This is a genomic window from Pseudomonas sp. BF-R-01, assembly GCF_019946615.1.
Taxonomy (GTDB): Bacteria; Pseudomonadota; Gammaproteobacteria; order Pseudomonadales; family Pseudomonadaceae; genus Aquipseudomonas; species Aquipseudomonas migulae.
The window spans coordinates 1-24,629 of the sequence record NZ_JAGYFX010000091.1 but is presented as its reverse complement, the minus strand read 5'-3'; the positions used below and the strand labels follow the sequence as shown (position 1 = coordinate 24,629).

The 24,629-nt window shown below is 59.5% G+C and carries 21 protein-coding genes and 1 pseudogene; 6 read left to right on the top strand and 16 right to left on the bottom strand.

All coding sequences use genetic code 11. From position 1 onward, the window contains the following. Positions 1–143 (top strand): annotated as a pseudogene (locus KGB27_RS24835) (ABC transporter permease); the annotation flags it as partial. A 77-nt stretch (positions 144–220) separates the two neighbouring features. Here the strand turns inward: KGB27_RS24835 and KGB27_RS24830 are convergent. Then, positions 221–3,010, bottom strand: coding sequence for an RHS repeat-associated core domain-containing protein (locus KGB27_RS24830; RefSeq protein ID WP_223556688.1), 2,790 nt, complete (start codon positions 3,008–3,010; stop codon positions 221–223). Between the two features lie 509 nt (positions 3,011–3,519). Here KGB27_RS24830 and KGB27_RS24825 point away from each other — a divergent pair. Both KGB27_RS24825 and KGB27_RS24820 read left to right on the top strand, forming a co-directional pair. Next, positions 3,520–3,885, top strand: a complete 366-nt coding sequence (locus KGB27_RS24825; RefSeq protein WP_008032502.1) for a DUF6124 family protein — start codon at positions 3,520–3,522, stop codon at positions 3,883–3,885. A gap of 171 nt (positions 3,886–4,056) precedes the next feature. Then, a complete protein-coding gene (locus KGB27_RS24820) occupies positions 4,057–4,683 on the top strand; it encodes a class I SAM-dependent methyltransferase (RefSeq protein WP_223556687.1) in 627 nt (208 codons plus the stop codon). A 135-nt stretch (positions 4,684–4,818) separates the two neighbouring features. On the opposite strand, the gene KGB27_RS24815 is transcribed toward KGB27_RS24820, so the two are convergent. The 3 genes from KGB27_RS24815 to KGB27_RS24805 are packed head-to-tail and all read right to left on the bottom strand — an operon-like array spanning position 4,819 to position 10,036. Continuing rightward, on the bottom strand, positions 4,819–7,872 hold the full coding sequence (locus KGB27_RS24815) for an efflux RND transporter permease subunit (protein ID WP_008040210.1): 3,054 nt from the start codon (positions 7,870–7,872) through the stop codon (positions 4,819–4,821). Next, complete coding sequence (locus tag KGB27_RS24810) at positions 7,869–8,936, bottom strand: efflux RND transporter periplasmic adaptor subunit (protein ID WP_008032507.1); 1,068 nt, start codon at positions 8,934–8,936, stop codon at positions 7,869–7,871. The genes KGB27_RS24815 and KGB27_RS24810 overlap by 4 nt, the downstream gene beginning before the upstream one ends. Beyond that, positions 8,933–10,036 (bottom strand): efflux RND transporter periplasmic adaptor subunit, encoded by a 1,104-nt coding sequence (locus KGB27_RS24805; protein ID WP_207285573.1) that lies wholly within the window; start codon positions 10,034–10,036, stop codon positions 8,933–8,935. The genes KGB27_RS24810 and KGB27_RS24805 overlap by 4 nt, the downstream gene beginning before the upstream one ends. 112 nt (positions 10,037–10,148) lie before the next feature. Between KGB27_RS24805 and KGB27_RS24800 the strand changes: the two genes are divergently transcribed. Beyond that, on the top strand, positions 10,149–11,345 hold the full coding sequence (locus KGB27_RS24800; RefSeq protein WP_223556686.1) for an AAA family ATPase: 1,197 nt from the start codon (positions 10,149–10,151) through the stop codon (positions 11,343–11,345). A 133-nt stretch (positions 11,346–11,478) separates the two neighbouring features. Here the strand turns inward: KGB27_RS24800 and KGB27_RS24795 are convergent, their stop codons facing one another. The 10 genes from KGB27_RS24795 to KGB27_RS24750 form a co-directional block, all read right to left on the bottom strand. Next, positions 11,479–12,360 carry a transporter substrate-binding domain-containing protein gene (locus KGB27_RS24795; protein ID WP_008040217.1) on the bottom strand — a complete coding sequence of 294 codons (882 nt, stop codon included), beginning with the start codon at positions 12,358–12,360 and terminating at the stop codon, positions 11,479–11,481. Then, positions 12,357–13,139, bottom strand: coding sequence for an amino acid ABC transporter ATP-binding protein (locus KGB27_RS24790; protein ID WP_223556685.1), 783 nt, complete (start codon positions 13,137–13,139; stop codon positions 12,357–12,359). Before KGB27_RS24790 ends, KGB27_RS24795 begins: the two co-directional genes overlap by 4 nt. Then, a complete protein-coding gene (locus KGB27_RS24785) occupies positions 13,136–13,795 on the bottom strand; it encodes an amino acid ABC transporter permease (protein ID WP_223415282.1) in 660 nt (219 codons plus the stop codon). Before KGB27_RS24785 ends, KGB27_RS24790 begins: the two co-directional genes overlap by 4 nt. Beyond that, positions 13,776–14,441, bottom strand: a complete 666-nt coding sequence (locus KGB27_RS24780; RefSeq protein WP_008032519.1) for an amino acid ABC transporter permease — start codon at positions 14,439–14,441, stop codon at positions 13,776–13,778. The genes KGB27_RS24785 and KGB27_RS24780 overlap by 20 nt, the downstream gene beginning before the upstream one ends. Before the next feature lie 688 nt (positions 14,442–15,129). After that, complete coding sequence (locus KGB27_RS24775; RefSeq protein ID WP_008040224.1) at positions 15,130–15,912, bottom strand: MetQ/NlpA family ABC transporter substrate-binding protein; 783 nt, start codon at positions 15,910–15,912, stop codon at positions 15,130–15,132. Between the two features lie 376 nt (positions 15,913–16,288). Next, positions 16,289–17,218 carry a sigma 54-interacting transcriptional regulator gene (locus KGB27_RS24770; protein ID WP_192226693.1) on the bottom strand — a complete coding sequence of 310 codons (930 nt, stop codon included), beginning with the start codon at positions 17,216–17,218 and terminating at the stop codon, positions 16,289–16,291. A gap of 59 nt (positions 17,219–17,277) precedes the next feature. Further along, positions 17,278–17,859 carry an alpha/beta hydrolase gene (locus KGB27_RS24765; RefSeq protein WP_008045246.1) on the bottom strand — a complete coding sequence of 194 codons (582 nt, stop codon included), beginning with the start codon at positions 17,857–17,859 and terminating at the stop codon, positions 17,278–17,280. 285 nt (positions 17,860–18,144) lie between these two features. After that, positions 18,145–18,546 carry an ExbD/TolR family protein gene (locus KGB27_RS24760; RefSeq protein ID WP_003220570.1) on the bottom strand — a complete coding sequence of 134 codons (402 nt, stop codon included), beginning with the start codon at positions 18,544–18,546 and terminating at the stop codon, positions 18,145–18,147. 1 nt (position 18,547) lies between these two features. Next, positions 18,548–19,273 (bottom strand): MotA/TolQ/ExbB proton channel family protein, encoded by a 726-nt coding sequence (locus KGB27_RS24755; protein ID WP_223556684.1) that lies wholly within the window; start codon positions 19,271–19,273, stop codon positions 18,548–18,550. Positions 19,274–19,317: 44 nt separating this feature from the next. Continuing rightward, positions 19,318–20,127, bottom strand: a complete 810-nt coding sequence (locus tag KGB27_RS24750; protein WP_223556683.1) for an energy transducer TonB — start codon at positions 20,125–20,127, stop codon at positions 19,318–19,320. A gap of 445 nt (positions 20,128–20,572) precedes the next feature. On the opposite strand from KGB27_RS24750, the gene KGB27_RS24745 reads away from it, so the two are divergent. After that, positions 20,573–21,493, top strand: coding sequence for a LysR family transcriptional regulator (locus KGB27_RS24745; protein ID WP_008045249.1), 921 nt, complete (start codon positions 20,573–20,575; stop codon positions 21,491–21,493). Positions 21,494–21,558: 65 nt separating this feature from the next. Here KGB27_RS24745 and KGB27_RS24740 read toward each other — a convergent pair whose 3' ends face one another. Further along, positions 21,559–22,632 carry a fatty acid desaturase gene (locus KGB27_RS24740; RefSeq protein ID WP_223556681.1) on the bottom strand — a complete coding sequence of 358 codons (1,074 nt, stop codon included), beginning with the start codon at positions 22,630–22,632 and terminating at the stop codon, positions 21,559–21,561. A 100-nt stretch (positions 22,633–22,732) separates the two neighbouring features. Between KGB27_RS24740 and KGB27_RS24735 the strand changes: the two genes are divergently transcribed. Beyond that, on the top strand, positions 22,733–23,737 hold the full coding sequence (locus KGB27_RS24735) for an AraC family transcriptional regulator (protein WP_008034389.1): 1,005 nt from the start codon (positions 22,733–22,735) through the stop codon (positions 23,735–23,737). A gap of 123 nt (positions 23,738–23,860) precedes the next feature. Here the strand turns inward: KGB27_RS24735 and KGB27_RS24730 are convergent, their stop codons facing one another. Further along, a complete protein-coding gene (locus KGB27_RS24730; protein ID WP_223556679.1) occupies positions 23,861–24,220 on the bottom strand; it encodes a response regulator in 360 nt (119 codons plus the stop codon). Positions 24,221–24,629 lie beyond the last annotated feature (409 nt).

Here is a 24,629-nt window from a genome sequence, read left to right as displayed (position 1 = left end):
GGTTGGGGGACATTGCTTATCGGTATGGGTATCAGCGGTTTGATAGCCAGATCATGTTGACGGTGATTGTGTTGCTGGTGGTGTTGGTGGCGGTGATTCAGTTGGGTGGGGATCGGTTGGCTCGGGGGTTGAACAAGCGCTGAAGCAAATGAAGGACCTCAACGAGGGGAGCAGTTCGCAAACACCTGCCCCTCCCGTTCAAGCAATAAATAACTAGCTGTCACTTCGCATATAGCTGACCCAATCGGTGGCCAAGAGATCGGAAAAATGAAGTTTTTTTGGTCTTATTCTGAACGAGTGGACGTGTGACTCGGCTGGTGCCAATGGACGGTTGCACGGGCTCAGCCAATGGTTTGGCAAGTCCCAACATAGATTCTTCATTGTAGATCTGCTGGGCAGTCTTCCCTTCAGCCTCCATCTTGAAAATGATCTTCAGGCCTTCACTTTCGCCAAATTTCGCTTTGGCGGCGTCCCAGACACCTTGTTCTTTCAGGTAGGTGATCAAGCCGTTGAAATCTCGCTTGTACGTGTTCACCAGGCGCGCATACGTTTCGGGCGAGTCAATAGAATTGATTCGAAGTGTTGAATCAAACGACGAGCTCTCGGGAATCGGGGCATAGCTCACTGATTGTTGCTGCGGAGCAATCTCGCGAATCATCGCCTCAACGTCAATTGAGGATTCGGGTTTGTAGTGGCCGGAATGATTGTCGAAGATGAATTTTGATGAATCGTGTTCGTCGATTTTCAACCGTCCGGCAAAAACTGGAAGGCCCATCTCGGGCTGGATGCCCATGTGCTGATAATGCATGTTGGCAAATAGACGCAGCTTGCCGCCCTGATCACGAAATGCAGCAATGGCATGTCCGAAAGATGATGGGTACCACTCGGGATCCGCCCCCTTGATCACGTCCATTCCTCGGGTAAAAACCGCGTCGGTTCTCATGAACGTGTTTTTCTCTTGATCCCACATCAGCTCCTCGAACCATCCAGTGCCAATATCTTTATTCATTAGGTTGACGATATCGGCGATAAAAATATCGACTGGAATCGATATCGTGCCTTGCCAGTCGTAGAAGTTAATCGGGTTGTTCCTCACCATCGCATAGCGATTCAGCCCATCCTTGTCTCCTGCCGGGTCTGGGCACATCCAACGCTGCAACCACGGCGCGTAATACCGGAATCCGTAGTAATAGAGCCCTGTCGCATCCCGCTCTTTGCCGGAATAGCGAATCGTTTTGTACTTCGCCACCAACGCATTTTTACCAGCCCAGCATGCGGTGCCGCCGAAGGCGTAATAGTGTTCCTGGGTCAGCACGCCGGCTTCGTGATTCAACTCCAACGTACTGGAACCGAGATGGTCGCAGAGGCTGTAGCGCAATTGATCGGCATGCGTTCCTTCGGGCCAGTGCAAGGCCCGAACGCTGCAACGTCCTGCTTCAATGCTGATGACATGGCGCTCTTCGCCATCGGACTGGCGGTGGAGTTCCAGGCCGGGCAGGTAGCGGACTTCAGTACGTCTTGTCCGGCCACTGGTCTGGTTGAAATGCACCTTGCGCAGCCGATGGCCGGGGCGGTCGTAGGCGTAGCCTTCGTAATCGTCGGGTTCATCGCCGCGCTTGACCAAGGTCACCCGGCTTAACTGGTTGCGGATGTCCCACGTCATGGTTTGGCCGCGCTGCAACTCCAGCTGATTCCCGCAGGCATCGAAACCTGACTCGATGTCGGATTCTTCTGGCAGGGAACCATCGTCCCGCTGCGCCAGACTTCGGTTGCTTCGGGCGGAGGTGAACATCGAGAAACCGGGCGCACCGCTATGGTGGCGGGTGATCAGATTACCCGCCGCGTCATACTCGAAGCGTTGGGTGTAATTGCGTCGCTGATTGGGGTCCAGTGGTGTGGGCAGCAAGTCCGGCAGAGCCGGTCCGTGGCTTGGGTTGGCGACTTCCCAGCCTTTGGCTTCGACCAGTTGGGACAGGCTGTCATAGCGGTAACGATTGATCGGTTCGATGCGCTGGTTGTTGAACCAGGTAACGGCATGGGCCTTGTCTTCCAGCTTGATGATGTTGCCCGCCGGATCGTAGGTGTAATTCAGGTCCTGCAACATCTTCTGACTTCCGACGGCGGCCACCAACCGAATCAACCGACCGTCATCGGCACCGTACTCGGCTTGCGTTTTCACACCGTTGCCAGCGATTTCGCTTTCGACTTGGTCGTGGGCGTTGTAGCGAATGTCGCTGACCAGGCATTGCGGTTGTCTGCCCTCTCCAGCCATCAGCAGCCAGGTTTCACTCAGCTTGCCTGCCACGTCATAGGCAAAGGTACGGTGATTGCCCATGGCATCGGTCTGGCGCTGAATCTCGCCCGTGGGAGAGAAGACGTGCCGCGTGACGAACGACTGATCTTCCAGCAACGCGTCCCGAGCCTCTAACTCGCTGGGCCAATCGGGTGGTTCAAGGTCGATCAGGAAGCATTGGTTTTCACTCAATTGCGAACCGGCCAAACCGTAGTCGGGGACGAAGCGGGTACTGGCTGGATTGTCATGACGGATCACCGCTGCACATTGGTTATGCACAGCGAATGCCGGGGCAGAGCCGCCGTAGGTCAATCGCTCAACCACGTGCGGTAGTGCGTCAGCGGCCTGTTCCGTAACGGCTATCGGACGTTGCTGATCGTCATAGGCGATGTGACGCTGACTGCCTCTGGCGTCCCAGAACGATCGCAGCGAACCGGCCTGATTCAACAGGCTCAGTTGCCAGCCGGCATCGACGCTGTCCGTCAGCAACGATTGGCCACTCAACCCATGGATTGTCGTCAGATTCGGCTTCTGCGCAGACGCCCATAAACGGGGATCCCACGACTCGACCAAACGCCCCGCAGCATCGAAGCCTTGCCGGGTGATGCGCGAAGTAATGACGCTCTCGTCCGGGTGCCGGCAATAGCCCACGCCGCGAATTGCCAAGGCTCGCGGGTCCATGACCGACAGCGTCGGTGTGTGTGGGTGAGCGTTCACGGTATCGACGGTCCTTCGCTCGAGTGGAGATAAGACTGAGCCTTTTTTGGCCGGGCCGATACTGTAAGAAGTAACAGGTAGCCGCACCGAGACTGTTGGGGGGGGCGGAGGTTGAACAAGCGCTGAATAAAGGTTAGCGGTAGGAAATTAACTACAAGTCGGGAAGTTTTCCCACAGAGAAATCAGCACTCCTACAAGGCCAATCCCTTTCATTTGCAGGACGTTTCCTAGATGATTCCGCACGCTTGCGCCTGGCAAATCCGCTGGCTAGTCTCGGTCCGTCACTGCTCATCAGTGATCGGGATTAGTAGCCCGGATCGATAGGTGCATAGCGTGTTCATGATCATGTCTGGCAATTTGCCGGATGCTGAATATGGTGGCTGTGCGTGGGGCACCTTTGGGTGCGCCGGTTTGCCTATTGACCGGTCTACTAACCTGCGCGCAGCCGCCACCCATCGTTTTAGTAGGCGAAAAGTGACGGCTCCCATGTATCAATAGGAGCAACACAAGTGAAAAAACCAGTCCCCGATCCACCTCCCGAAACCTCAAGCAAAGACAACGACGATCCGCTTAAAGGTCGTTCAGCGCTTTACCACGCAATCGATTTTTACCTCACCCGCGAACATACCGGCGCACCGGACGAACTGCGCTTCTACAACGTCAGCCAGGACGTGAACTTCGAAGACACGCAACTCTATGTCGCCGACCTTCTGCGCTGCGCCTCGGTCACCGCTTATCGGTGTGGCGATCAACTGAAAGGGGCCGACAGGGCCATGGTGTTCTCTATTTGGCATTTGCTGGAAATTGCCAAGGCGATGGTTGACCGGTCCATTGAATGTCTGGGGATGAAGCACACCGGAAACAGGCCTGAATAATCGGTCGACAGTTAAATCGCCTTCGCGGGCAAGCCTCGCTCCTACAGGTTTCTAACCATCCAGAAGATCACGCGAAACCTGTAGGAGCGAGCCTGCTCGCGATGGGCTGCGAAGCAGCCCCAGACCTGATGGCGTATATTCGGCAAATCCCAATTGCCTGCGCAGCCCGCCATGAAACAAACCCCAGACGACCTTGAGAAAATCACCTCCACCACCCTCGGTCATTACAACTCGGTGGCCGAAGGTTTTCGCGAAGGGACGCGCGATCACGATGTCAGCCAGAACATTGATGCGCTGCTGCGGCATATTCAGGGTGAGCCGCCGTTCGACATCCTCGACTTTGGCTGCGGGCCGGGGCGGGATTTGCAGACGTTCACGCGCATGGGCCACACCGCGGTCGGCCTCGACGGTTCGGAAAAGTTTGCGCAAATGGCGCGTGAAGACAGTGGTTGCGAGGTGTGGCAGCAGGATTTTCTGAAGCTTGATTTGCCGGCTGAACGCTTTGACGGGATTTTTGCCAACGCGGTGCTGTTTCATATTCCGCGTCAGGAATTGCCACGGGTGTTGAAGGAATTGCGCGGGGCGTTGAGGCCGGGTGGGGTGTTGTTCAGTTCCAATCCGCGTGGTGAGAATCAGGAGGGGTGGAATGGGCCGCGGTATGGGGCTTATCACGATCTTCAGGCGTGGCAGGATTTGCTGACCGCGGCGGGGTTTGTGGAGTTGGAGCATTACTACCGGCCGGCGGGGTTGCCGCGGGAGCAGCAGCCTTGGTTGGCGAGTGTCTGGCGTAGGGTATAAGGCTCCCAGACCTGCGGTGGCTGAGCTAAAGCCATCGCGAGCAGGCTCGCTCCCACAGGGAACCGGGTCTGCCAGAGCGACTCGTTCCACTGTGGGAGCGAGCCTGCTCGCGAATAGAGCGCGAAGCGCTCTGCTTTACCGGGCCTCTTTTTTCGGCTCGCGAATCTTGTACCAGGCCACATACAGCGCCGGTAAAAACAGCAGCGTCAGCAACGTCGCGATGATGATGCCGCCGATCATCGCGTAGGCCATCGGCCCCCAGAACACTTCCCGGGCAATCGGGATCATCCCCAGGCTCGCCGCCGCAGCCGTCAGCAGAATCGGCCGGCGACGGTGTTCCGTGGCTTGCGCCACCGCATCCCACGGTGACAGCCCCTCTTTCTCCAGGGCGTCGATCTGCGTCACCAGAATCACCGAGTTGCGGATGATGATGCCGATCAACGCCAGAATCCCCAGGATCGCCACGAAGCCCATCGGCGTGCCGGTGGGAATCAGCGCCAGCACCACGCCGATCAGGCCGAGCGGCGCGACGCTCGCCACCAGGAACAGCTTCTGCACGCTGTGCAACTGGATCATCAGGAAGGTCGCCATCAGGAACAGCATCAACGGCACCACCTTGGCAATCGGCCCTTGTGCCTTGCCGCTTTCCTCAACCGTACCGCCCGTGGCGACCTTGTAGCCCACCGGCAAAGCGGCGGCGAATTTGTCGATCTCCGGCTTCAGTTGCTTGACCAGATCGGTCGGCTGAATCTCGTCGCGCACCGCAGCCTTGATGGTGATGGTCGGCTTGCGGTCGCGACGCCACACCAGCGGCTGCTCAAGTTCATAGCGCACGGTGGCGAAAGCCAGCAGCGGAATCGAGGTGCCGCTGGGCGTGACGATCTGCAGGTTCTGCAACGTTTCCGGCGTACCGCGCTCCGCGTCCACCGCGCGGCCCACGACGTTGATCAGGTAGATATCGTCATCGACCTGCGTCACCGGCGCACCGACGACGATGCTGTTCATCAGGTTGGCCACGTCTTCCGACGACAACCCCAGTTGCCGCACCTTGTCCTGGGCGATGTCGATGCGCAGGACTTTGCCCGGCTCGTTCCAGTCGTAAATGATCTCGCCGATGTGCGAGTTCTTGTCCAGCTCGGTGGCCAGGGCGATGGCGTGTTTGCGCACCTGGTCGATGTCCTTGCCGCTGACCCGGTACTGGATCGGCCGCCCGACAGGCGGGCCCATTTCCAGCGCCTGGACGTAACTGCCAATGCCGACGAAATCCTTGCGCAAGCGTTCGCGCAAACGCTGACTCAGGGCTTCTCGCGATTCCAGGCCCTTGCTGACGATGACCAATTGCGCGTAGTACGGGTTTTGCAATTGCTGGTCGAGCGGCAGGTAGAAACGGATCGCGCCTTCGCCGATGTAGGTGCTCCAGCGCACGATGTCCGGGTCGTCCTTGAGCGTCGCTTCGAGCTTGTCCACGGCTTTGCGGGTTTCGGCAATCGAAGCGTTTTGCGGCAGGTTCAGGTCGACGAGAATTTCCGGCCGGTCGGAGGACGGGAAGAACTGGTTCTGCACGAACTGCATGGAAAACACCGACGCCACGAACAAGGCAATGGTGATGCCGATGGCCCACCAGCGATTGCGCATGGACCAGAGCATGCCGTAATTGAAGGCGCGACCGATGCGACCAGGTTCTTCATCGTGAGGTTTCACGTTGGCGCTGAGGATGTGTACGCCGATCACCGGCGCGAACAACACCGCGACAACCCACGACACCAGCATCGCCACGGCAATCACCGCAAACAGCGTGAAGGTGTACTCGCCCGCCGAACTGGCGTTCAGGCCGATCGGTACAAAACCGGCCACCGTCACCAGCGTACCGGTGAGCATCGGGAACGCGGTCGAGGTGTAGGCGAACGTGGCCGCCTGCTCCTTGGTTTCACCCATCTCCAGCCGGGTGACCATCATCTCGACCGTGATCATCGCGTCGTCCACCAGCAGGCCGAGGGCGATGATCAGCGCGCCGAGGGAAATCCGCTGCATGGTGATGCCGCTGTATTCCATGAAGACGAAGACCATCGCCAGTACCAGCGGAATAGAACACGCCACCACTAGCCCGGCACGCACGCCGAGACTGACGAAGCTGACCACCAGCACGATCACCACCGCTTCGAACAGCGCGCTGGTGAAGCCGCCAACGGCTTTTTCCACCACAGCGGCCTGGTCGGAAACGTTGTACACACCGACGCCCACCGGCAAATCGGCGGTCAGGTCGATCATGCGCTGGTGCAGCGCCTTGCCGAAATCCTGAATGTTGCCGCCCTTCTTCATGGCAATGGCCAGGCCGATGGCCGGATGGCCGTTGTAGCGAAACTCCGGGGTTGCCGGGTCGACATAACCCCGACTGATGTCGGCAATGTCGGCCAGGCGATAGAAACGATCGTTTAGCCGCAGGTTGACGTTTTCCAGGTCTTTCTCGGACGCGAACTGCCCGGTGGTGCGAATGGAAATCCGCTCGGGACCGGCTTCAATGACCCCGGCCGGCGTCACGGCGTTTTGCGATTGCAGGCTATCCACGACCTGACGCTGATCGATCCCCAGCGCCGCCAGTTTGCGGGTGGAGAAGTTCAGGTAGAGCACTTCATCCTGCTCGCCGACCATCTCGACCTTGCCCAACCCCGGCACCTCACGAATCTCGGCGCGCACCTGCTCGACGTAATCGCGCAACTGGCGCATCGACAAGCCGTCAGCGGTAAAGGCGTACACCGAACCGAACACATCACCGAATTCGTCGTTGAACCCAGGCCCTTGCAGGCCCTTGGGGAACTGGCCGCGAATGTCGTTGATCTTCTTGCGCACCTGGTACCAGATTTCCGGGATGTCCTTGGCGCTGGTGGTGTCGCGCAGGTTCACGAAGACCGTGGACTCACCGGGCCGTGTATAGCTTTTCACATAGTCGAGGGAGTCGAGTTCTTCGAGCTTTTTCTCGATGCGGTCGGTGACCTGCTTGAGGGTTTCTTCCTGGGTCGCACCCGGCCAGCTGGACTGGATGACCATGGTCTTGATGGTGAACGAGGGGTCTTCCTCGCGGCCGAGGTTCATGTACGAGAACACGCCCATCAGCAGCGCGATGAACATCAAATACCAGACAAACGACTGATGCTTGAGGGCCCATTCGGATAAGTTGAAACTCCCTTTCATTGTGGGCTGTCCTCATCGATTTTCACTTTCTGCCCAGGCTTCAGGCTGTTCACACCGGCACTCACGACACGCTCGCCGGACTTCACGCCGCTGGCCAGGACCATGGTGGAATCGGTGCGGCTGATCAGGCTGATGTCACGCGGGGAAACGGTTTGGGTCTGAGGGTCGATGACCCAGATCCGCGATTTGCCATCGACCTCTTGCAGCGCGGTCAGGGGCAACTCGATTCGTGGCTTGATCGCAGAGCTGAGGGTGACGCTGATTGCCGTGCCCAGGCGAAACCCCGGTGGTGTGTCGGTCAGGGTCAGGCGGGCGCGCCGGGTGCGGGTGGCGCTCTGGGCCTGGGGTTCGATTTCGCGGACGATGGCGGTGGTGGTGATGTTCGGTTCCAGTTGCACGGCGACCTGAAACACCACATCCGCGGGCAACTGATCCACCAGCGTGTCGGGCAGGTCGATTACCGCTTCCTTGATGTCCGGCTGCGCCAGGGTCACCACTTGCTGGCCGGCGGTCACCACTTGCCCGGCTTCGGCGTTCCACGCGGTGACGATGGCTTTGTGGTCGGTGCGCAACTCGACATAATCGAGTTGGTCCTTGGCCTGATCGACCGCCGCCTTCGCTTGATCGAGGGAAGCCTGAGTGGTTTTCAGATCGGTCTGGGCGATGTCCAGTTGCGCCTGCGCACCGACCCCGCGATCGAACAGCTCCTGCTGACGCCGGGCGTTGGCCTGGGCGTTGATCAGTTGTGCCTGAACCTTCGCCAGATCGCCCTGAGCCGAGCGCAGCTGGTTTTGCTGATCGGTGGGATCGAGGGTCGCGAGCAAGGCGCCCTTCTCGACCTCGGCGCCGACATCGACGTTGCGACTGGCGATGCGCCCCGGTACGCGGAAGCCGACATTGGTTTCGTATCGGGCCTGGATGCTGCCGGCGAAGCGGCCGAGACTCTCCTCGCCCAGCGCCTGGACCTTGATCGACAGCACCGGACGCACCGGCTCTGGCGGCGGTTCTTCTTTCGAGCAGGCCACCAGCAGCATTCCGGCGAACACCAGCAACACGCGCTTCATGGCTGGGCTCCCGCTGCTAAATCCTTGTAGGTGTTTTCGGCGATTTCCACTTTGACGCCGGGGTGCAGCAACTGACCGCCTGCAATGACGACTTTTTCGCCGCCCTTCAGGCCATCGCTGATGATGACTTTGCCGGTCAGGTAACGACCAACCGTCACCGTATGCAATTGCGCCTTGCCCTCGTCATCCACCAGCCACACGGCCGGTTCGCTGAGGTTTTTGGTCAGCGCCGACCATGGCAGTTCGATTGCGGCTTTGCTCGGCGTCTTCGCCGTGCCGCTGATCACCGAGCCAAGTTGCATGCCTTCCGGCAGACCGTTAAGGGTGACCTTGACCTGCACCGTACCGGTCTGCGCGGAAACGGCCGGGGTGACTTCCCGAACCGTGCCTGTGGTCTTGATGGCCGGGTTATCGAGCAAGCTCACCACAATCGTTTTGCCCTCAGGATCCTCTGTCAGCAGCGACTCGTAGACGTTGAACACCGCGTCGCGCTCACCGTCGCGCGCCAGGCTGAAAATCGGCATCGTGGCCTGCACCACCTGGCCGACTTCGGCCTGCCGGGCAGTGATCACTCCCGGCGCGTCGGCGATCAGCGCGGTGTAACTCAGTTGCTCGCGGGCGTTGGCCAGTTGCGCCTGGGCAGCCGTCAGCGCGCTCTGGCTGCTGCGCAATGCGGCCTGGGCAGAGTCGAACTCGCTTTGACTGGTGTAGCCCTTGGGCAGGAGTTTTTGCTGGCGGACGAAGGCGGCGGCGGCCTGTTTGACCCGCGCCTGCTCGGCGACGACCTGTGCCTGGGCCGAGTCGACATTGGTTTGCAGGTCTTTCGGGTCGAGCCTGGCGAGCACTTGCTTGGCCGACACCCGGTCACCGACATCGACCGAGCGCTGGATGATCTTGCCGCCGACACGGAACGACAGCTCTGTCTGGACGCGCGCCTGAACATCACCGGTGAGGGTCACGGACGCGGCGTAATTCGCGGCGTTGACGACTTGCACGAACACCCGCGGACGATCCTTTTCGACCTGGGGTTTTTCCCCGCAGGCCCCCAGCAGGACAAGAAGACTCAGGCCAACCACTCTTTTCAATCCGGGACCAGCCATGCAGACTCCTTTGCGTCGTACGAACGTGCCAATGGCGATACGACTGTGAGCTTAGAACAGGGTTCAACAGGTGCACAGGTTTGCTGCACTCATAGCAGTAAGGAAGCTTCCAATGCTCAAAACCCTCGCGGTGGCCAATTACCGCTCGATCAATAAACTGGTGATTCCACTGGGTCGTCTGAACCTGATCACCGGGCCGAACGGCAGTGGCAAATCCAACCTCTACCGGGCGTTGCGCCTGCTGGCGGAAACCGCTCAGGGCGGCGTGGTCAATGCGTTGGCCCGCGAAGGCGGCCTGGATTCGACCTTCTGGGCGGGACCTGAAACCATCACCCGGCGCATGCGCAACGGCGAAGTGCCGATCGAGGCGACCGTTCGCCACGGCGTCAAACGCTTGCGCCTGGGGTTTGCCGGGGACGACTTCGGCTACTCGATCAGCCTGGGGCTGCCCGATTCCAATGGTCATTTCATGTTGCCCGGGCACAGCACCCCCATTGCGTCACGGTTCAGCCTCGATCCGCAAATCAAGCGTGAATGCCTGTGGGCCGGGGCGCATTATCGTCCGGCGAGCCTGCTGGTGGATCGCGACGGCCCGATGATCCGCACCCGAGCCAACCGCAGCTGGGACGTGCTGGCTCAGCACACGCCGACTTTCGACAGCCTGTTCGATCAGGTTGGCAGCTTGCGGACCTCGCCGGAGGTGCTGGAGATGCGTGAGTTCATCCGCCGCTGGCGCTTCTACGATCACTTTCGCAGCGACGCCGACGCGCCGGTGCGTCAGCCACAACTGGGCACCCGCACCCCGGTGCTGCACCACGACGGCAGAGACCTGGCGGCAGCGTTGCAGACCATTATCGAGATTGGCGCCCCCGAAGCTTTGCGCAACGCCATCAGCGATGCATTTCCCGGTGCGCGTCTGCATATCGAGCCGCTGGCGGGCGGCCGGTTCGCCATTGAGTTTTATCAGGAAGGGTTATTGCGGCCGTTGTCGGCGGCGGAGTTGTCCGACGGGACGTTGCGCTACTTGCTGTTGGTGGCGGCGCTGCTGACGCCGCGCCCACCGACGCTGATGGTGCTGAACGAGCCGGAAACCAGCCTGCACCCGGACCTGTTGCCGGCGTTGGCGCGCTTGATTATCCGCGCGTCGGAGCAGTGTCAGGTGTGGGTGGTGTCCCATGCCCGGCGGTTGATTTCGGCGCTACAGGAAGATCCCGAGTGCAATTGCATCGTGCTGGAGAAAAATCTGGGCCAGACCGGGATTGTCGGGCAGCGGATGCTGGATGAGCCGGCGTGGCATTGGCCGGATTGAGCGGCGTCCGATAAACCGAATCGCGAGCAGGCTCGCTCCCACAGTTGACCGAGGTGTCCCGACGGACGTGGTCCAATGTGGGAGCGAGCCTGCTCGCGATGGCGGCGGTGAGACCGCCGCAAAAGTTAAAGAATCACCCCTGCCACTTCCCACCTTCGACAATCACGCTCTCAGGCTTGGTGTCATCGCTCAATTCCTTGCGCACATATTGGTCGTAAAGCTTGAGCAGATACTTCTCTTCACCCAGCTTCGCCAACTCGGCGTTCACCCAGTCACGCAGCTCGATGTTGCCTTTCTTCACCGCCGGCGCAATCGGCGCTTCTGCACCGAGTTTCTGATCCAGCACGCGGTAGCCAGGGTTCTGCTTGGCCCAGCTGAACAGCACCAGATTGTCCTGCGCATACGCATCGCCACGACCGTTGGCCAGGGCTTGCAGGGACTCGGAGTTTTTCTCGAACTTCAGCAGTTTCCAGTCCGGGTGATTCTTGGTCAGCCAGATATCCGCCGTGGTGCCGGTGGTGACGATGGTGGTGCGGGTCGCCAGGTCATCGAGGTTTTTCACTTCGCTGGCCTGTGGCACCAATGCCTGTACTGCGACTTTCAGGTTTGGATTGGTGAAGTCCACCGCTTCCTTGCGCTCCGGGGTCACGGTCATGTTGGCCAGGATCAGGTCGACCTTGTCACTTTGCAGGAACGGAATCCGGCTCGCCGGTTCCACCGCGACGAATTCGACCTTGTTTTCATCGCCGAGCAGATCCTTGGCAAATTGCCGACCGATGTCAGTATCGAACCCAACGTAACGCCCCGCTTCATTGACGAAACCAAACGGCGGCTTGTCGGTGAAAACGCCGACGATCAACTTGTCCCGCGCCTTGATTTTGTCCAGGTAGCTGGCCGGCGCAGTGCTTTCGCTGGCGACTTTCGGCTTCGCGGGTTCTTCGGTTTTGTTGCAGCCGGCCAGCAACGCGAGGCCGAGCAGCGGGAGTAGCAGTAGAGAAGACTTGGCAGTTTTCATGGCAGTTCCAGTTCCTTTGTTTGAGTCGTTTTGGGTAGTGCGGCGACGTAGGAGAACTTCTCCAGGAACTGCTGCGCTCGTGCGGTTTGCGGGTTCGTAAAGAAAATCTCGGGAGGGTTTTGCTCAAGGATTCGCCCGGCATCCATGAACACGATGCGGTCAGCCACGGCGCGGGCGAACGCCATTTCGTGGGTGACAATCAGTAGGGTCATGCCCTCGCGGGCCAATCCCTGAATCACTTCCAGCACTTCCTTGACCATTTCCGGGTCGAGGGCGGCGGTGACTTCATCGAACAACATGACTTTGGGGTTCATGCACAACGAACGGACGATGGCGATGCGTTGCTGCTGGCCGCCGGAGAGCTGGCGAGGAAAGGCGTCGCGCTTGTCCGAGAGGCCCACGCGCGCCAGCAGGGCTTCGGCCTGATCCCGGGCTTCGCGACGCTCGCGTTTTTGCACCTTGACCGGGCCGAGCAGCAAGTTGTCGAGCACGCTCATGTGCGGGAACAGGTGATAGCTCTGGAATACCATGCCGATCTGCTGGCGCACTTCGCGCCAGTCGGTGCCTTTGTCCAAAAGCTCACGGCCGGCAAATGTCAGGCTGCCGCTGTGCGCGACTTCCAACCCGTTGAGGCAACGCAACAGGGTACTTTTACCGCAGCCGCTGGGGCCGAGGATGACGATCACTTCGCCGGATTTCACGTGCAGGTCGATGCCATCGAGCACTTGTTGCTCGCCGAAAAACTTGTTGAAACCCTTGAACTCGATCAGTGCGCTCATGCTTGCGTCCAGCGCCGCTCCAGCACGCGCGAGGCGGCCGAGAGCGGGTAGCAGATGAAAAAGAAAAACAGGAACAGCGCGCCGTAGATCAGCACGGATTCGTAGGTGCGTTCGATGATCTGCTGGCCGACCTTGATCACGTCCACTACACCGATCAGCACCGCCAGGGAGCTGGTCTTGATGATCCGCGTGTAGACGTTGATGGTCGGCGGGGTCATGCGTTTCAGCGCCTGGGGCAGCAGCACGTAGCCGTAGAGTTGCGGGCCGTTCAAGCCGATCGACAGGCCCGCTTCACGCTGGCCGCGTGGCAATGAATGCAAGGCGCCGCGCACCACTTCGCCGACTTCGCTGGCGCCCCACAGCGACAGCACCAGCACCGCGCACCAGAAGCTCGGAATGCTCAGGCCGAAGAAAATCGGCAGACCGAAGAACAGCAGGTACAACCAGACCAATACCGGGATCGCCCGAAACAGCTCCAGATACACGCGCAAAATCGCGTTCAGCCATTTCGAATTCAGCGTACGCAAAACGCCGTAAAGCACACCGCCGACGGTGCTGATGGCGATGCTCAGAAAGGAAATCGACAGGGTTTGCGCAGCGCCCTTGCCCAGTTGCGGCAACGACACCCACAACAACTCAAGACCCGAACTGGCCATGCTGGAGCCTCCTTTCCAGACGGCTGAGCAGCAGCGACAGCGGCAAAAACAGCAGCACGCAAATCAGCGTCAGCACGGCGAGCATTTCGTAGGTTTTGTAGTAGAGCGCGATGTAGCTTTTGGTGGTGTAGAGAATTTCCGGGACCGCTACGGCCGAGACCACGGTGGTCTCTTTGAGCAGGAAAATGAAATTGGCGAACAGCGACGGCAGGCTGAGGATGCCGGCCTGCGGCAGGATCACGTAGCGCAGCAATTGCCCGTGGGACAAGCCGATGGAGCGACCGGATTCGAGCTGCGCCTGGGGCACCGCATCCACCCCGGCGCGCAGCACTTCCGTGAGGTAAGCGCCGCCCAGGAACGTCATGGTGATAATCGCCGCCGTGAAGCCTGACACCTTGATGCCCAGCGCCGGCAAGGCGAAATACACGAAGAACAGTTGAATGAGCAGCGGCGTGTTGCGCGCCAGTTCTACGTACAACCCGACCAGGCGTTGCAGGTAAGGCGTGCGGAACACCAGGATCGTCGCGTTGATCAAGGCCACCAGCAGCGAGGTGCCGATGGCGATGAAGCCTACCTGCAGCGTCACGCCCACGGCCTTGAGAAACGCCGGCAGGGTGCTGAGGATAAAAGCGTAATCGAAGTTCATTAAACATCCTGGACGCCGCTCGGTAAGCGACGGTGGCGCAGTCCATGGGCGGTGGATAACCTCCCGGCAGGCACCGACTTTAAAGGTATAAGAATCGGAATTTAAATACCGTTAAAGCATATTGATATCACGCAAAAAACTATCCGGTGAATTTGCCGAGAAGGAGGAAGACGACTATTTTCCTTTTCGCTGTAGGAAGGATCTTTTTTTCGAAATAGCCCTCCAAGGACGCACAGCTTTTTGGCCAGACTCCCGGCCGAACCATCACAAGGAAGAGAACATGGCTGACGTAAAAGTACCGCAACGGCTTGATCCGCAAGACATCGTGAAGCTGCTGGTGGCGTTGCGCAGGGCGTTGAAGGCCAGGGCGGCCTAAGCCTCCGGAGCACGCCTACCCCCTGTAGGAGCGAGGCTTGCCCGCGAAGGCGTCCTTCCAGAAAATCCGTGTCGTCTGGTTCGCGAGCAAGCTTCGCTCCTACAAGAGTGCGGTGTCTCCGTGATCTGTAGGAGCGAGGCTTGCCCGCGAAGGCGTCCGGCCTGATACACCGCGTTGTCTGATTCGCCAGCAAGCCGGCTCCTACAAGAGGCTCGTTCCTACATTTGGAATGTGCACGCGCAATAAAAAACGCCGACGCTATTGCTAGCCGTCGGCGTTCGAAACCTTGAAGGGGTTTGATGCTGCGTCCAATCAGAACGCCGGCAGTACGGCGCCGCTGTATTTCTTGGCGATGAAGGCTTTCACTTCCGGGCTGGTCAACGCCTTGGCCAGTTTCTGGATGGCTACGCTGTCCTTGTTGTCTGGACGAGCCACCAGGAAGTTCACGTAAGGCGAATCAGCACCTTCGATCACCAGCGCATCTTTAGCCGGGTTCAGACCTGCTTCCAGCGCGTAGTTGGTGTTGATCAGGTCCAGGTCAACCTGGTCCAGTACGCGCGGCAACATGGCCGATTCCAGTTCCTTGAACTTGAAGTTGTGCGGGTTCTTGGCGATGTCTTTCGGAGTAGCCAAAGCGTTTTTCGGGTCTTTCAACTCGATCAGGCCAGCCTTCTGCAACAGCAGCAGAGCACGACCGCTGTTGCTGCCTTCGTTCGGCAGAGCGATGGTCGCGCCATTTGGCAGGTCAGCCAGTTTTTTGTACTTCTTCGAGTAGCCACCGAACGGTTCAACGTGAACGCCGATCACGGTCACCAGGTTGGTGCCTTTGCCTTCGTTGAAGTTTTTCAGGTACGGCAGGGTCTGGAAGTAGTTGGCGTCCAGACGCTTCTGGTCAACTTGTACGTTTGGCTGAACGTAGTCGGTGAACACTTTGATTTCCAGATCCACGCCTTCTTTGGCGAGGGTTGGCTTGATCAGCTCCAGAATCTCGGCGTGTGGGACCGGGGTCGCCGCAATTACCAGTTTCTCGCCAGCCTGGGCCAGGCCCGCGGTCAGGGCAGCCGCCAATGCGGTGAACAACAGAACCTTTTTCATGCAGTGTCCTTATCGAAAATCACGGTCGTCATCGACGACGGCTTGTTTAGTACGAGTGCCAGTGAAGTGCTATCGCTGGCGTGAAGCGGACAATACCGGGATTTTTTATTCCCGAACAATATCTTTTATTCACTTTCATATTCCATTTTGTTCATACAGCTCTAACTCACGTGTTGGCTGCATTTCGCCGCACTCACCTGTAGGAGCGAGGCTTGCCCGCGAAGGCGTCCTTTCAGAAAATCCGTGTCGTCTGGTTCGCGAGCAAGCTTCGCTCCTACAAGAGCTCGGTGTGTTCGCGATCTGTAGGAGCGAGGCTTGCCCGCGAAGGCGTCCGGCCTGATACACCGCGTTGTCTGGATCGCCAGCAAGCCGGCTCCTACAAGAGTGCGGTGTTTTTGAGGAGTTGTTTCAGGGCGGCTTGTTCGGTGGCAGTGCCTTTGGTGAGGATGTGCCGGAGCTGCTGCTCGATCTGCGTCAGCGGCGCTGGTGCTTCGGGCAGGTTCAAATGTTCGGGCAGGATCTCGTCGCCAGTGCTGACCAGCAATGCAAAGTGGATGACGTTTTCCAGCTCCCGGGTGTTGCCCGGCCAGCTGTGCTGTTCCAGCAACTGCTGCGCAGCTTCGCTGATCAGCGGCACCGGCAGGTCCAGGCGCTGGCTGTAGATGCCCAGGAAGTACTCGGACAACGACAGGATATCGCCCACCCGCTCACGCAACGCCGGCAGTTCCAGCTGTCCTTCGCTGAGGTAGTGATAAAGCCGCTCATGGAATTTTCCGGCGGCCACGGCTTGCGCCAGATCAATGCTGGTCGCGGCCACGAGGCGCACGTCCACCGGGCTCGGTTGATGTGCGCCGACGCGGGTGACTTCGTGGTTTTCCAGTGCGGCGAGCAACTTGATCTGGATCGGCAGCGGCAAGTCGCCGATTTCATCCAGGTACAGCGTGCCGCCATTGGCCGAACCGAACCAGCCAGCACGACTGCTCGCCGAACCGGTGTAACTGCCAGCGGCATAACCGAACAATTCGGCGTCGGCATAGGTCGGGCTGATTGCGCCGCAATTGACCGACACGAACAACCCACCACGATCACTGGCGCGATGGATGTGCCGCGCCAGCAGTTCTTTACCACTACCGGTTTCGCCACGGATCAACACGGAGATCGAACGCGGGGCCAGTTGCTCCAGCTCGGCGCGCAATTGACGCGAGCGCGGATCGACGAACACCAGCGCCTTGGCGCGGATGCTCAGCGGACTTTTTTCTGCGTCGGGAAAGGTCAGCAGCGGCTGACCGAAGGCTTCAAAACTCATGGCAGACTCCCGCCCAAAACCGCCGGGAGACGGGGGGCGATGTTAAAAAAAGAAAAGGTTCAAGCGCGGCGCAGGGCGTGATGTTCCATGCGGTTTTGCAGGCGATACAGATAAGCAAAACCCTGCTCCCAGCGCTGATGACCGGACTTCACGTTGATGTGTCCGGCACCCGACAGTATTCCTGCCTCGGCGCCCCAGTTACGTGCCAGTTCCAGCGCACGCGGTGCGCTGACAGCGGCGTCGTTGTCGGAGCTGACCACCTGGCTCGGGAACGGTAAAAGGTTCGTCGGAATCGGCGCGAAGTTGCGCAAGGCTGGCGCGCAGGCCGGGCGCTCGACGTCTGCCGGTGCAACCAGCAAGGCACCGCGCACCTGACGCAAAAAATTCAGCGGGGCAGTGGCCGCCCAATGCGCGACCGTGATGCAACCCAGGCTATGGGCAATCAAAATCACCGGCGTGCTGTCAGCGGCAATCGCCTCGGCCAATGCCGCCACCCAGTCTTCACGACGGGGCGTCAACCAATCGGCCTGCTCCACCCGCGCGCTGTTCGGCAAGCTGTTCTGCCAGTGGCTTTGCCAATGATCTTCTGGCGATCCTTGCCAGCCCGGCACAATCAGATAGCGAATTGATTCGTTGCGCATGGGGGAACTCTCCTGCTGCGTGTCTGTTCCTGATCGAGTATAGGGAGGAGAGTTATATTCGTTAAGGAATAAGAAGCTATTTATTAAGACCCATAAAGAATATAAGAAGCACACGACCTGTAGGAGCCGGCTTGCTGGCGATAGCGGTGCGTCAGACAACATTTTCGTTGGCTGGAAGGACGCGATCGCCAGCAAGCCGGCTCCTACAGGACCGTGGGTTTTCTTGAGGCATAAAAAAGGGGCCGCACCCTGCCAAGGAGACGGCCCCGGAAAATCGAAAATCGGTCAGCGTGCGGTAATCACCGACAACTTGGTAATCCCTGCCCGCTCAATCGACGCCATGGCTCGCGCCACTTCGCCGTAATTCACCCCGTCGTCCGCCTGCAATTGCACACGCACTTCGGGATCCTTGGCCTTCGCCGACTTGAGGTTGAACTCCAGCAAGTCCGGCTGAATTTCGTCCTTGTTGATAAACAACTTCCCGGCACCGTCGATGCTCACGACCAGCGGGTCCTTCTGCTCCACCGGCGCCACGGCCTCGGTCTTGGGCAGGTTGATCGGGATCGCGTTGGTCAGCAGCGGCGCGGTGACGATAAACACCACCAGCAGCACCAGCATCACATCCACCAGCGGTGTCACGTTGATCTCGCTCAGCACCTCATCGCTGTCTTGCGTGGAGAAAGCCATCTCAGGACGCCTCCTTCACTTTCTGCGCGCTGCCCGATGCAGCGGTTTTATGCGCCGTCGGATGAATCAGCACACGGAACGAACTCTTCTGCGCCAGGCTGTAGAAGTCATGGGCGAAGTCATCCAGGTCCGCCGCCGTCAGTTTCAGACGACGCAAAAAGTAGTTGTAAACCAGCACCGCCGGTACCGCGACGGCGATCCCCACACCGGTTGCCACCAGCGCCGCGCCAATCGGCCCGGCCACGGTTTCCAGGCTGGCGGAGCCCGCTGCGCTGATTCCTTTCAACGCCTCCATGATTCCCCACACAGTGCCGAACAAACCAATGAACGGCGATGTACTGCCAATACTTGCGACCACCGCCAAACCTGTTTCCAGCGAGCGGCGCTCACGCACGATCTGCTGACGCAAGGCGCGCTCAAGACGATCCTGATGGTTGATCGCCTGGCTCAAATCCGCCGCTTGTGGCGCCTCCCCTACCTGTATTGCCGCATAGCCGGCCTGGGCCACTCGGGCCGCCGCGCCGGGCTGGGTCTCGGCCAGCTCTGCCGCCGAATCAAGGCTCGACGCCGCCCAGAACTGCTTATGAAACTTTCGGTCCTGCACCTTGAGACGGCCTAACTGCACGCCTTTGAGCAACGCCAGGCCCCAAGTGGCAACGGAAAAAACCACCAGCAGCCAAATCACCGCGCTTTCGATGGATTCAAGTGGAGATGCCAGTAACGTCATGATGAGTTCCTCGTGTAAACGTTTCGCGCGAATTTGGTTGCGGTTTAATGAAGCTTGAAATCGATGGGCACGCTGACCCAGCCGTCCTGGGCGACTTCACCCTGCTTGGCCGGCACGAAACTCCAACGTTTCACGGCATTGATCGCCGCCTCGTCGAGGGAATCGCGACCACTGCCTTTCTGGATCTGAATCTCACCAGTCTTGCCGTTGGCCAACACATGCACCCGCAATAACACCGTGCCTTCCCAACCGCGACGCACGGCTTGCGACGGGTATTCCGGCGCCGGGTTTTTCAGGTACGCGGCATTGGCCGAGGCAGGCGTCACCGGCGCGGGCGCCGGTGGTGCAGGTGGCACCGGGGCCGCGACAGGGGCTGCCGGTTGTGGCGGCGCAGGCGGTTGCGGGGCGACTTTTTGCACCGGTTTCGGTACGGGCTTGGCGACCGGTTTTGGCTTGGGAATCGGTTTCGGTGGCGGCGGCTTCACGGCCAGTTCGTCTTCCACCGGCGGCGGTGGCTCGACCACGGGTTGCACCGGCTGCGGTGGCGGCGGCTCGACCACGGGCGGCGCCGGACGCGAGAATTCAATCGTCATCGGCGGAATTTCCGGCGGCACGATCGGCAATGCCTTGGTCGGCTGCTGATTGACCCAATAGATGACTGCGCCATGCACCAGCAGCGCCAGCACACCGAGCAGAATCGTTTCCCGGCGACTCAGAATGCCCTTGGGCGCACGCTGCAAACGCAGTTGCCCCAAGGGCACTCGGTGCACCCGGCCGAGGTCGACCAACTCGCCACCTGGCGCCTGGCGCCACAGCACCTCGTGTGCGCTGGCGGCGGTCTGGACATTGCCCATTGCTTAACTCCCTGCGGTCTCTTTGCGGATAACCGAAACGTCGTGCCAGACATCCCCCGACGACGTATCGATGGGTGAATCATTGAGGCAGACGCTTATCTCAGAAAGTAATCTTTAAAGTTATGCATAGACCAAAAACGAATATAAAAGACCACCCATCGACTCCAGGCCTTGCCCGGCAAGGGCTGCGGGCAACAGGCTGAAATCACATGCTTTTAAGGCATCGAAAATATTCACCAAAGGCATGATTTCGGGACCATTTTCACGGCCACGAGGCCTTGGCACCGACAATCGGGCGGCAGGAACAACGCTCTATTGATATTCTTTTATCATCTAATAGTTATTTGATTGCTTCGTTGACGGAATAAGCGATTACCTTTAAAAAACCTCAACCACGCTCGTCGCACATGCCATCGAGGTCGTTTTAGGATGCCGGGAAAAACCTATGGATCTTCGTCAGCTGCGTTACTTCATTGCCCTCACCGAACACCGAAGTTTCGTACGGGCAGCCGACGCCATGGGCATCACTCAGCCGGCATTCAGTCGCAGTATTCAAGGGCTTGAACAGGAATTCGGCTGTGCATTGGTGGACCGTGGCAACAAGGACTTGCGCCCTACGCCGGAAGGTCAGGTGGTGCTGCAACATGCGCTGACGCTGGTACAGGGCGCCGCACTGCTCAACGCCGAAGTCACGCAAATGACCAAGCTCGACGCCGGTGAACTGCGGTTCGGCTGCGGACCGGCACCGGCGGTAAAACTGGTGCCGGATGCGGTGGCGCAATTCATCAGCGCCCACCCGAAAATACGCACCTGTTTTCAGGTGGATAACTGGGAAAAACTCAGCCGCGCCCTGAGCCGTGAAGAGATCGAATTTTTCATCGCCGACATCCGCCATTTCGAAGCGGATCCGAACTTTCAGACCCGAGCGTTGACACCCAAACGCGGTGTGTTTTTCTGCCGTCCGGGGCATCCGTTGCTGGCCAAGGAAAGCCTGTCGACCAACGACATGTTCGATTACCCGCTGGCGACCACGCAGATCCCGCCGGGTATTCGCAAACTGCTGGCGAACCTCAGTGGCCGGATCGATTTTTCACCAACCATCGAGACCGAGCATTTTCCGGCGCTGGCCAGGATCGTGCTGCAATCGAACGCCATCGGAGTAGGCACGGAGGAAGCGTTTGTCGAGGACATTGCCGACGGTTCGCTGGTGCTGCTGCACTGGCGAAACCTGCCACCGCACATCGAGAGCATGAGCGTGCGATGCGGGATTGTCAGCCGCACGGGGTTCCGGTTGTCACCGGCTGCGCGGGCGATGATCGAGACGTTGGTGGCGGTGGATAAACAGGATGTCAGCGTTGCGGTTTGAACAGAACGACCGCTTTCGCCGGCAAGCCTTCCCTTGTAGGAGCTGGCTTGCCAGCGAAGAGGCCCTCAGACACGAACCCCCTCTACAGCCTGCGCCTCAATTTCCTCTTTACGAACAAACCGGTTCGCCCGCCCGAACGTCCCGAAATCATTAAACCGCACACCCATCTCACGCATCACTTTGTGCGCCACCGGCACGGTCAACTGGCGGATGTAAAACGGTTCCTTCACCACAAAGTGATGGATCCCATGGCTGCTGCCGAAATTGAAGCAGAACGCCTGCAACGGCCACAGCCACCATGGGTTCAGTACCTGGGTTTGCTGGATCACGTTCCCCGGCTCCACATCGCCGTAGTAATGCATGTTCGAGCTGACAAAGTGCAGGCAAAACGTGCGCAGCACGTTCGGGCCGATGATCACCACTGCCGCGATATCGATCACCTGCATCACCGAGAGCGTGGTCGCCGACCATTCAATCGGTGCTCCCAGCAGATAGGCGACGCCGTTAGCGGCGTGGAAGCCGAGAAACACGTACCAGGCGCCCCAATGCACCAGCGCGAGCGGCGCATAGACCTTCAGCGCACGCTTGATGATGCTGAACTTGTGAGTCCAGGTCTTGGCCCGCAGCATGCGGATGAACGCCGACATCACGTTGTCGCCGACCATCAATAGCCGCGCAAAACCCCAGGGTTCGCCGTTGGTGATCGCGCGCTCTTCCATGTCGGCTTCAGTGCCGGACACCTTGTGGTGATTGAGGTGCAGATGCCGGCGAATCCACGGGTTGATCGTGCTCGGCCGCGCCAACCACACCAGGCCCATCATCAGGTTGTGCGGCACGCGTTGTTTACGGAAGTACATGCTATGAATCAGGTCGTGTTCCAGCTCGTGGGTCAGCGACGCAAAGAACGCGTTGAGCAGCAGACATACCCACCAGGCCATGTATCCGCTGATGTACAGCGCTGCCGAACCGATCATTCCCGCCAAAGCAAAGACCAGAATGCCCGCGCCCAAGGCGTCCTGATGGTTGAGAATCGGGTAGCGTTTACGCAGTTCGACGCCTTTGGCCAACACCACTTCGCGAATATGAGCAGATCGCTGAGCTGCATTCAGTCGCTGGGGACTTGCAGAAGTACCGTCCATGCTTCCATCCTCTGGTTATTGATGTTCGCATCCTGCCGTGTGAACCTTCACAAGGCGGTAGCCCTGGACGCCAACCTGTTGACTGGAAGCGCCAATCAGCATGACTGAACCGACCTCCCTCGCCAGCTGGACCCGTGCCCTGCGCAAGCAACTCGATGCGCTGGGCCTCGACAGCACCGCGCTGTGCCATCAGGCGGGGCTCGACCCGCAATTGATGGACGACCCGAACGCCCGTTACCCGTTGTCGGGCACTACGCGGCTGTGGGAAATCGCGGTGCAGGTCAGCGGCGATCCGGCGATCGGCTTGCGGGTGTCGCGATTCGTCAGCCCGACCACCTTTCACGCACTCGGCTATGCGCTGGTGGCCAGCGGCAGTTTGCGCGAAGTGTTCGAGCGCATCGTGCGTTATCACCAGGTGGTCAGCGATGCCCTGGATCTTGAATTGAGCCGCACCGAGGATCGCTATCGCTTCCGCCTGAAAATCCCGCCAGGCAACCCGGCGCCAGCGTTCGAAGCCATCGACGCTTTCACCGCGATTTACGTGCGCACCTGCCGCAACCGACTGGGCCGCGACTACGCGCCGCTCGCGGTGTACCTGCGTCGCCCGGAACCGGCCGACGCGCATCAATGGCACAAAGTCTTCCGCTCACCGGTGCACTTTTCGGCCGACGAAGACCGGCTGGAGTTTGCGCTGGTGGACTTCGACAGTCACTTGGACGACGCCAACCCGGAACTTGCCGAACACAACGAAACCGTGCTCAAACGCACGCTGGCGCAGCTCAAACCGCTGACCTGGGAGCGCAAGGTCCGCGACGCCATTGAAGAGCAACTGCCCGAAGGTGAGCCCAGCGCCGAACACATCGCCAAGGCCTTGCACCTGAGCTTGCGCAGCCTGCAACGGCATTTGGCAGACGAGGGTTGCCGGTTCGACACGCTGCTCAATGAAAGCCGCGAAAACCTTGCGCTGCTGCACCTGCGCGACCCGCAATGCTCGTTGAGCGAGATCAGTTATTTGTTGGGGTTTGCGGATACGAGCAGTTTCAGCCGCGCGTTCAAACGCTGGACGGGGATGACGCCGGGGCAGTTTCGGGATGGGTTGCGGTGATGTGAATTTGTGCTGCCTGTTTCGGCCTCTTCGCGGGCAAGCCTCGCTCCTACAAGTTAGGGCTTGGGCCGGGTAGGAGCGAGGCTTGCCCGCGAAGGCGTCCGTCAATTCACCACATCCCCATCAACGATTACGCCGCACCAACTTGCGCACCCGCGCCACCAGCTCGCTCACGGCAAACGGCTTGAGCAGATAATCGTCCTCATGCAGCTCCAACCCGCGCAGGCGATCTTCAATTCCATCCTTGGTGGTGAGAAACAGCACCGGCGTCTCGCCGAGCTTGCGGATCTGTTGCTGCAGCTGCCAGCCGTTCAACCCCGGTAGCATGACGTCAAGAATGATCAGCTCGTATTCGCCAGACTCGATGAAGCGACGGCCGTCCATGCCGTTGAGCGCCACATCCACCGAGTAACTCGCTTCGCTCAGGCCGTTGGCCAGGAGTTTGGCGGTCTCCGGCTCGTCTTCCACTAACAGCACACGCATGGCACACCTCGATTGTCGTCGTCACAGGCTAGGCGTCTTCGCGGACAAAGCCCACCTTTACTGTGACCGGCGGGTTGGGTTTGTGGTTTGGGGTACATATCCGTTTCTGCGGTGATGGCGGCTATTGGTTTCGCCCTTACGGCGAGTCACTTGGAAGAGCCCCAAGTAACCAAGGGCTCTTGCCCCTTTCGTTCGGTGCCTCGCTGTGGCTCGGCATACCCTCGCTCCGGTCCTGCTCCGTGGGCCCGCCGCCATCGGCCATCCATGGCCGGGGGCGGCTAACCCGGCATCCATGCCGGGTTGCCCACTGCGCAGAACCTCCACTCGGCCTCTCGAGGGGGCGCTCAGATCAAAAGCTGAAGGCGAGCTAACGCTCGGCCTGATGAGTGGTGAAAATCAAAAGCGTACG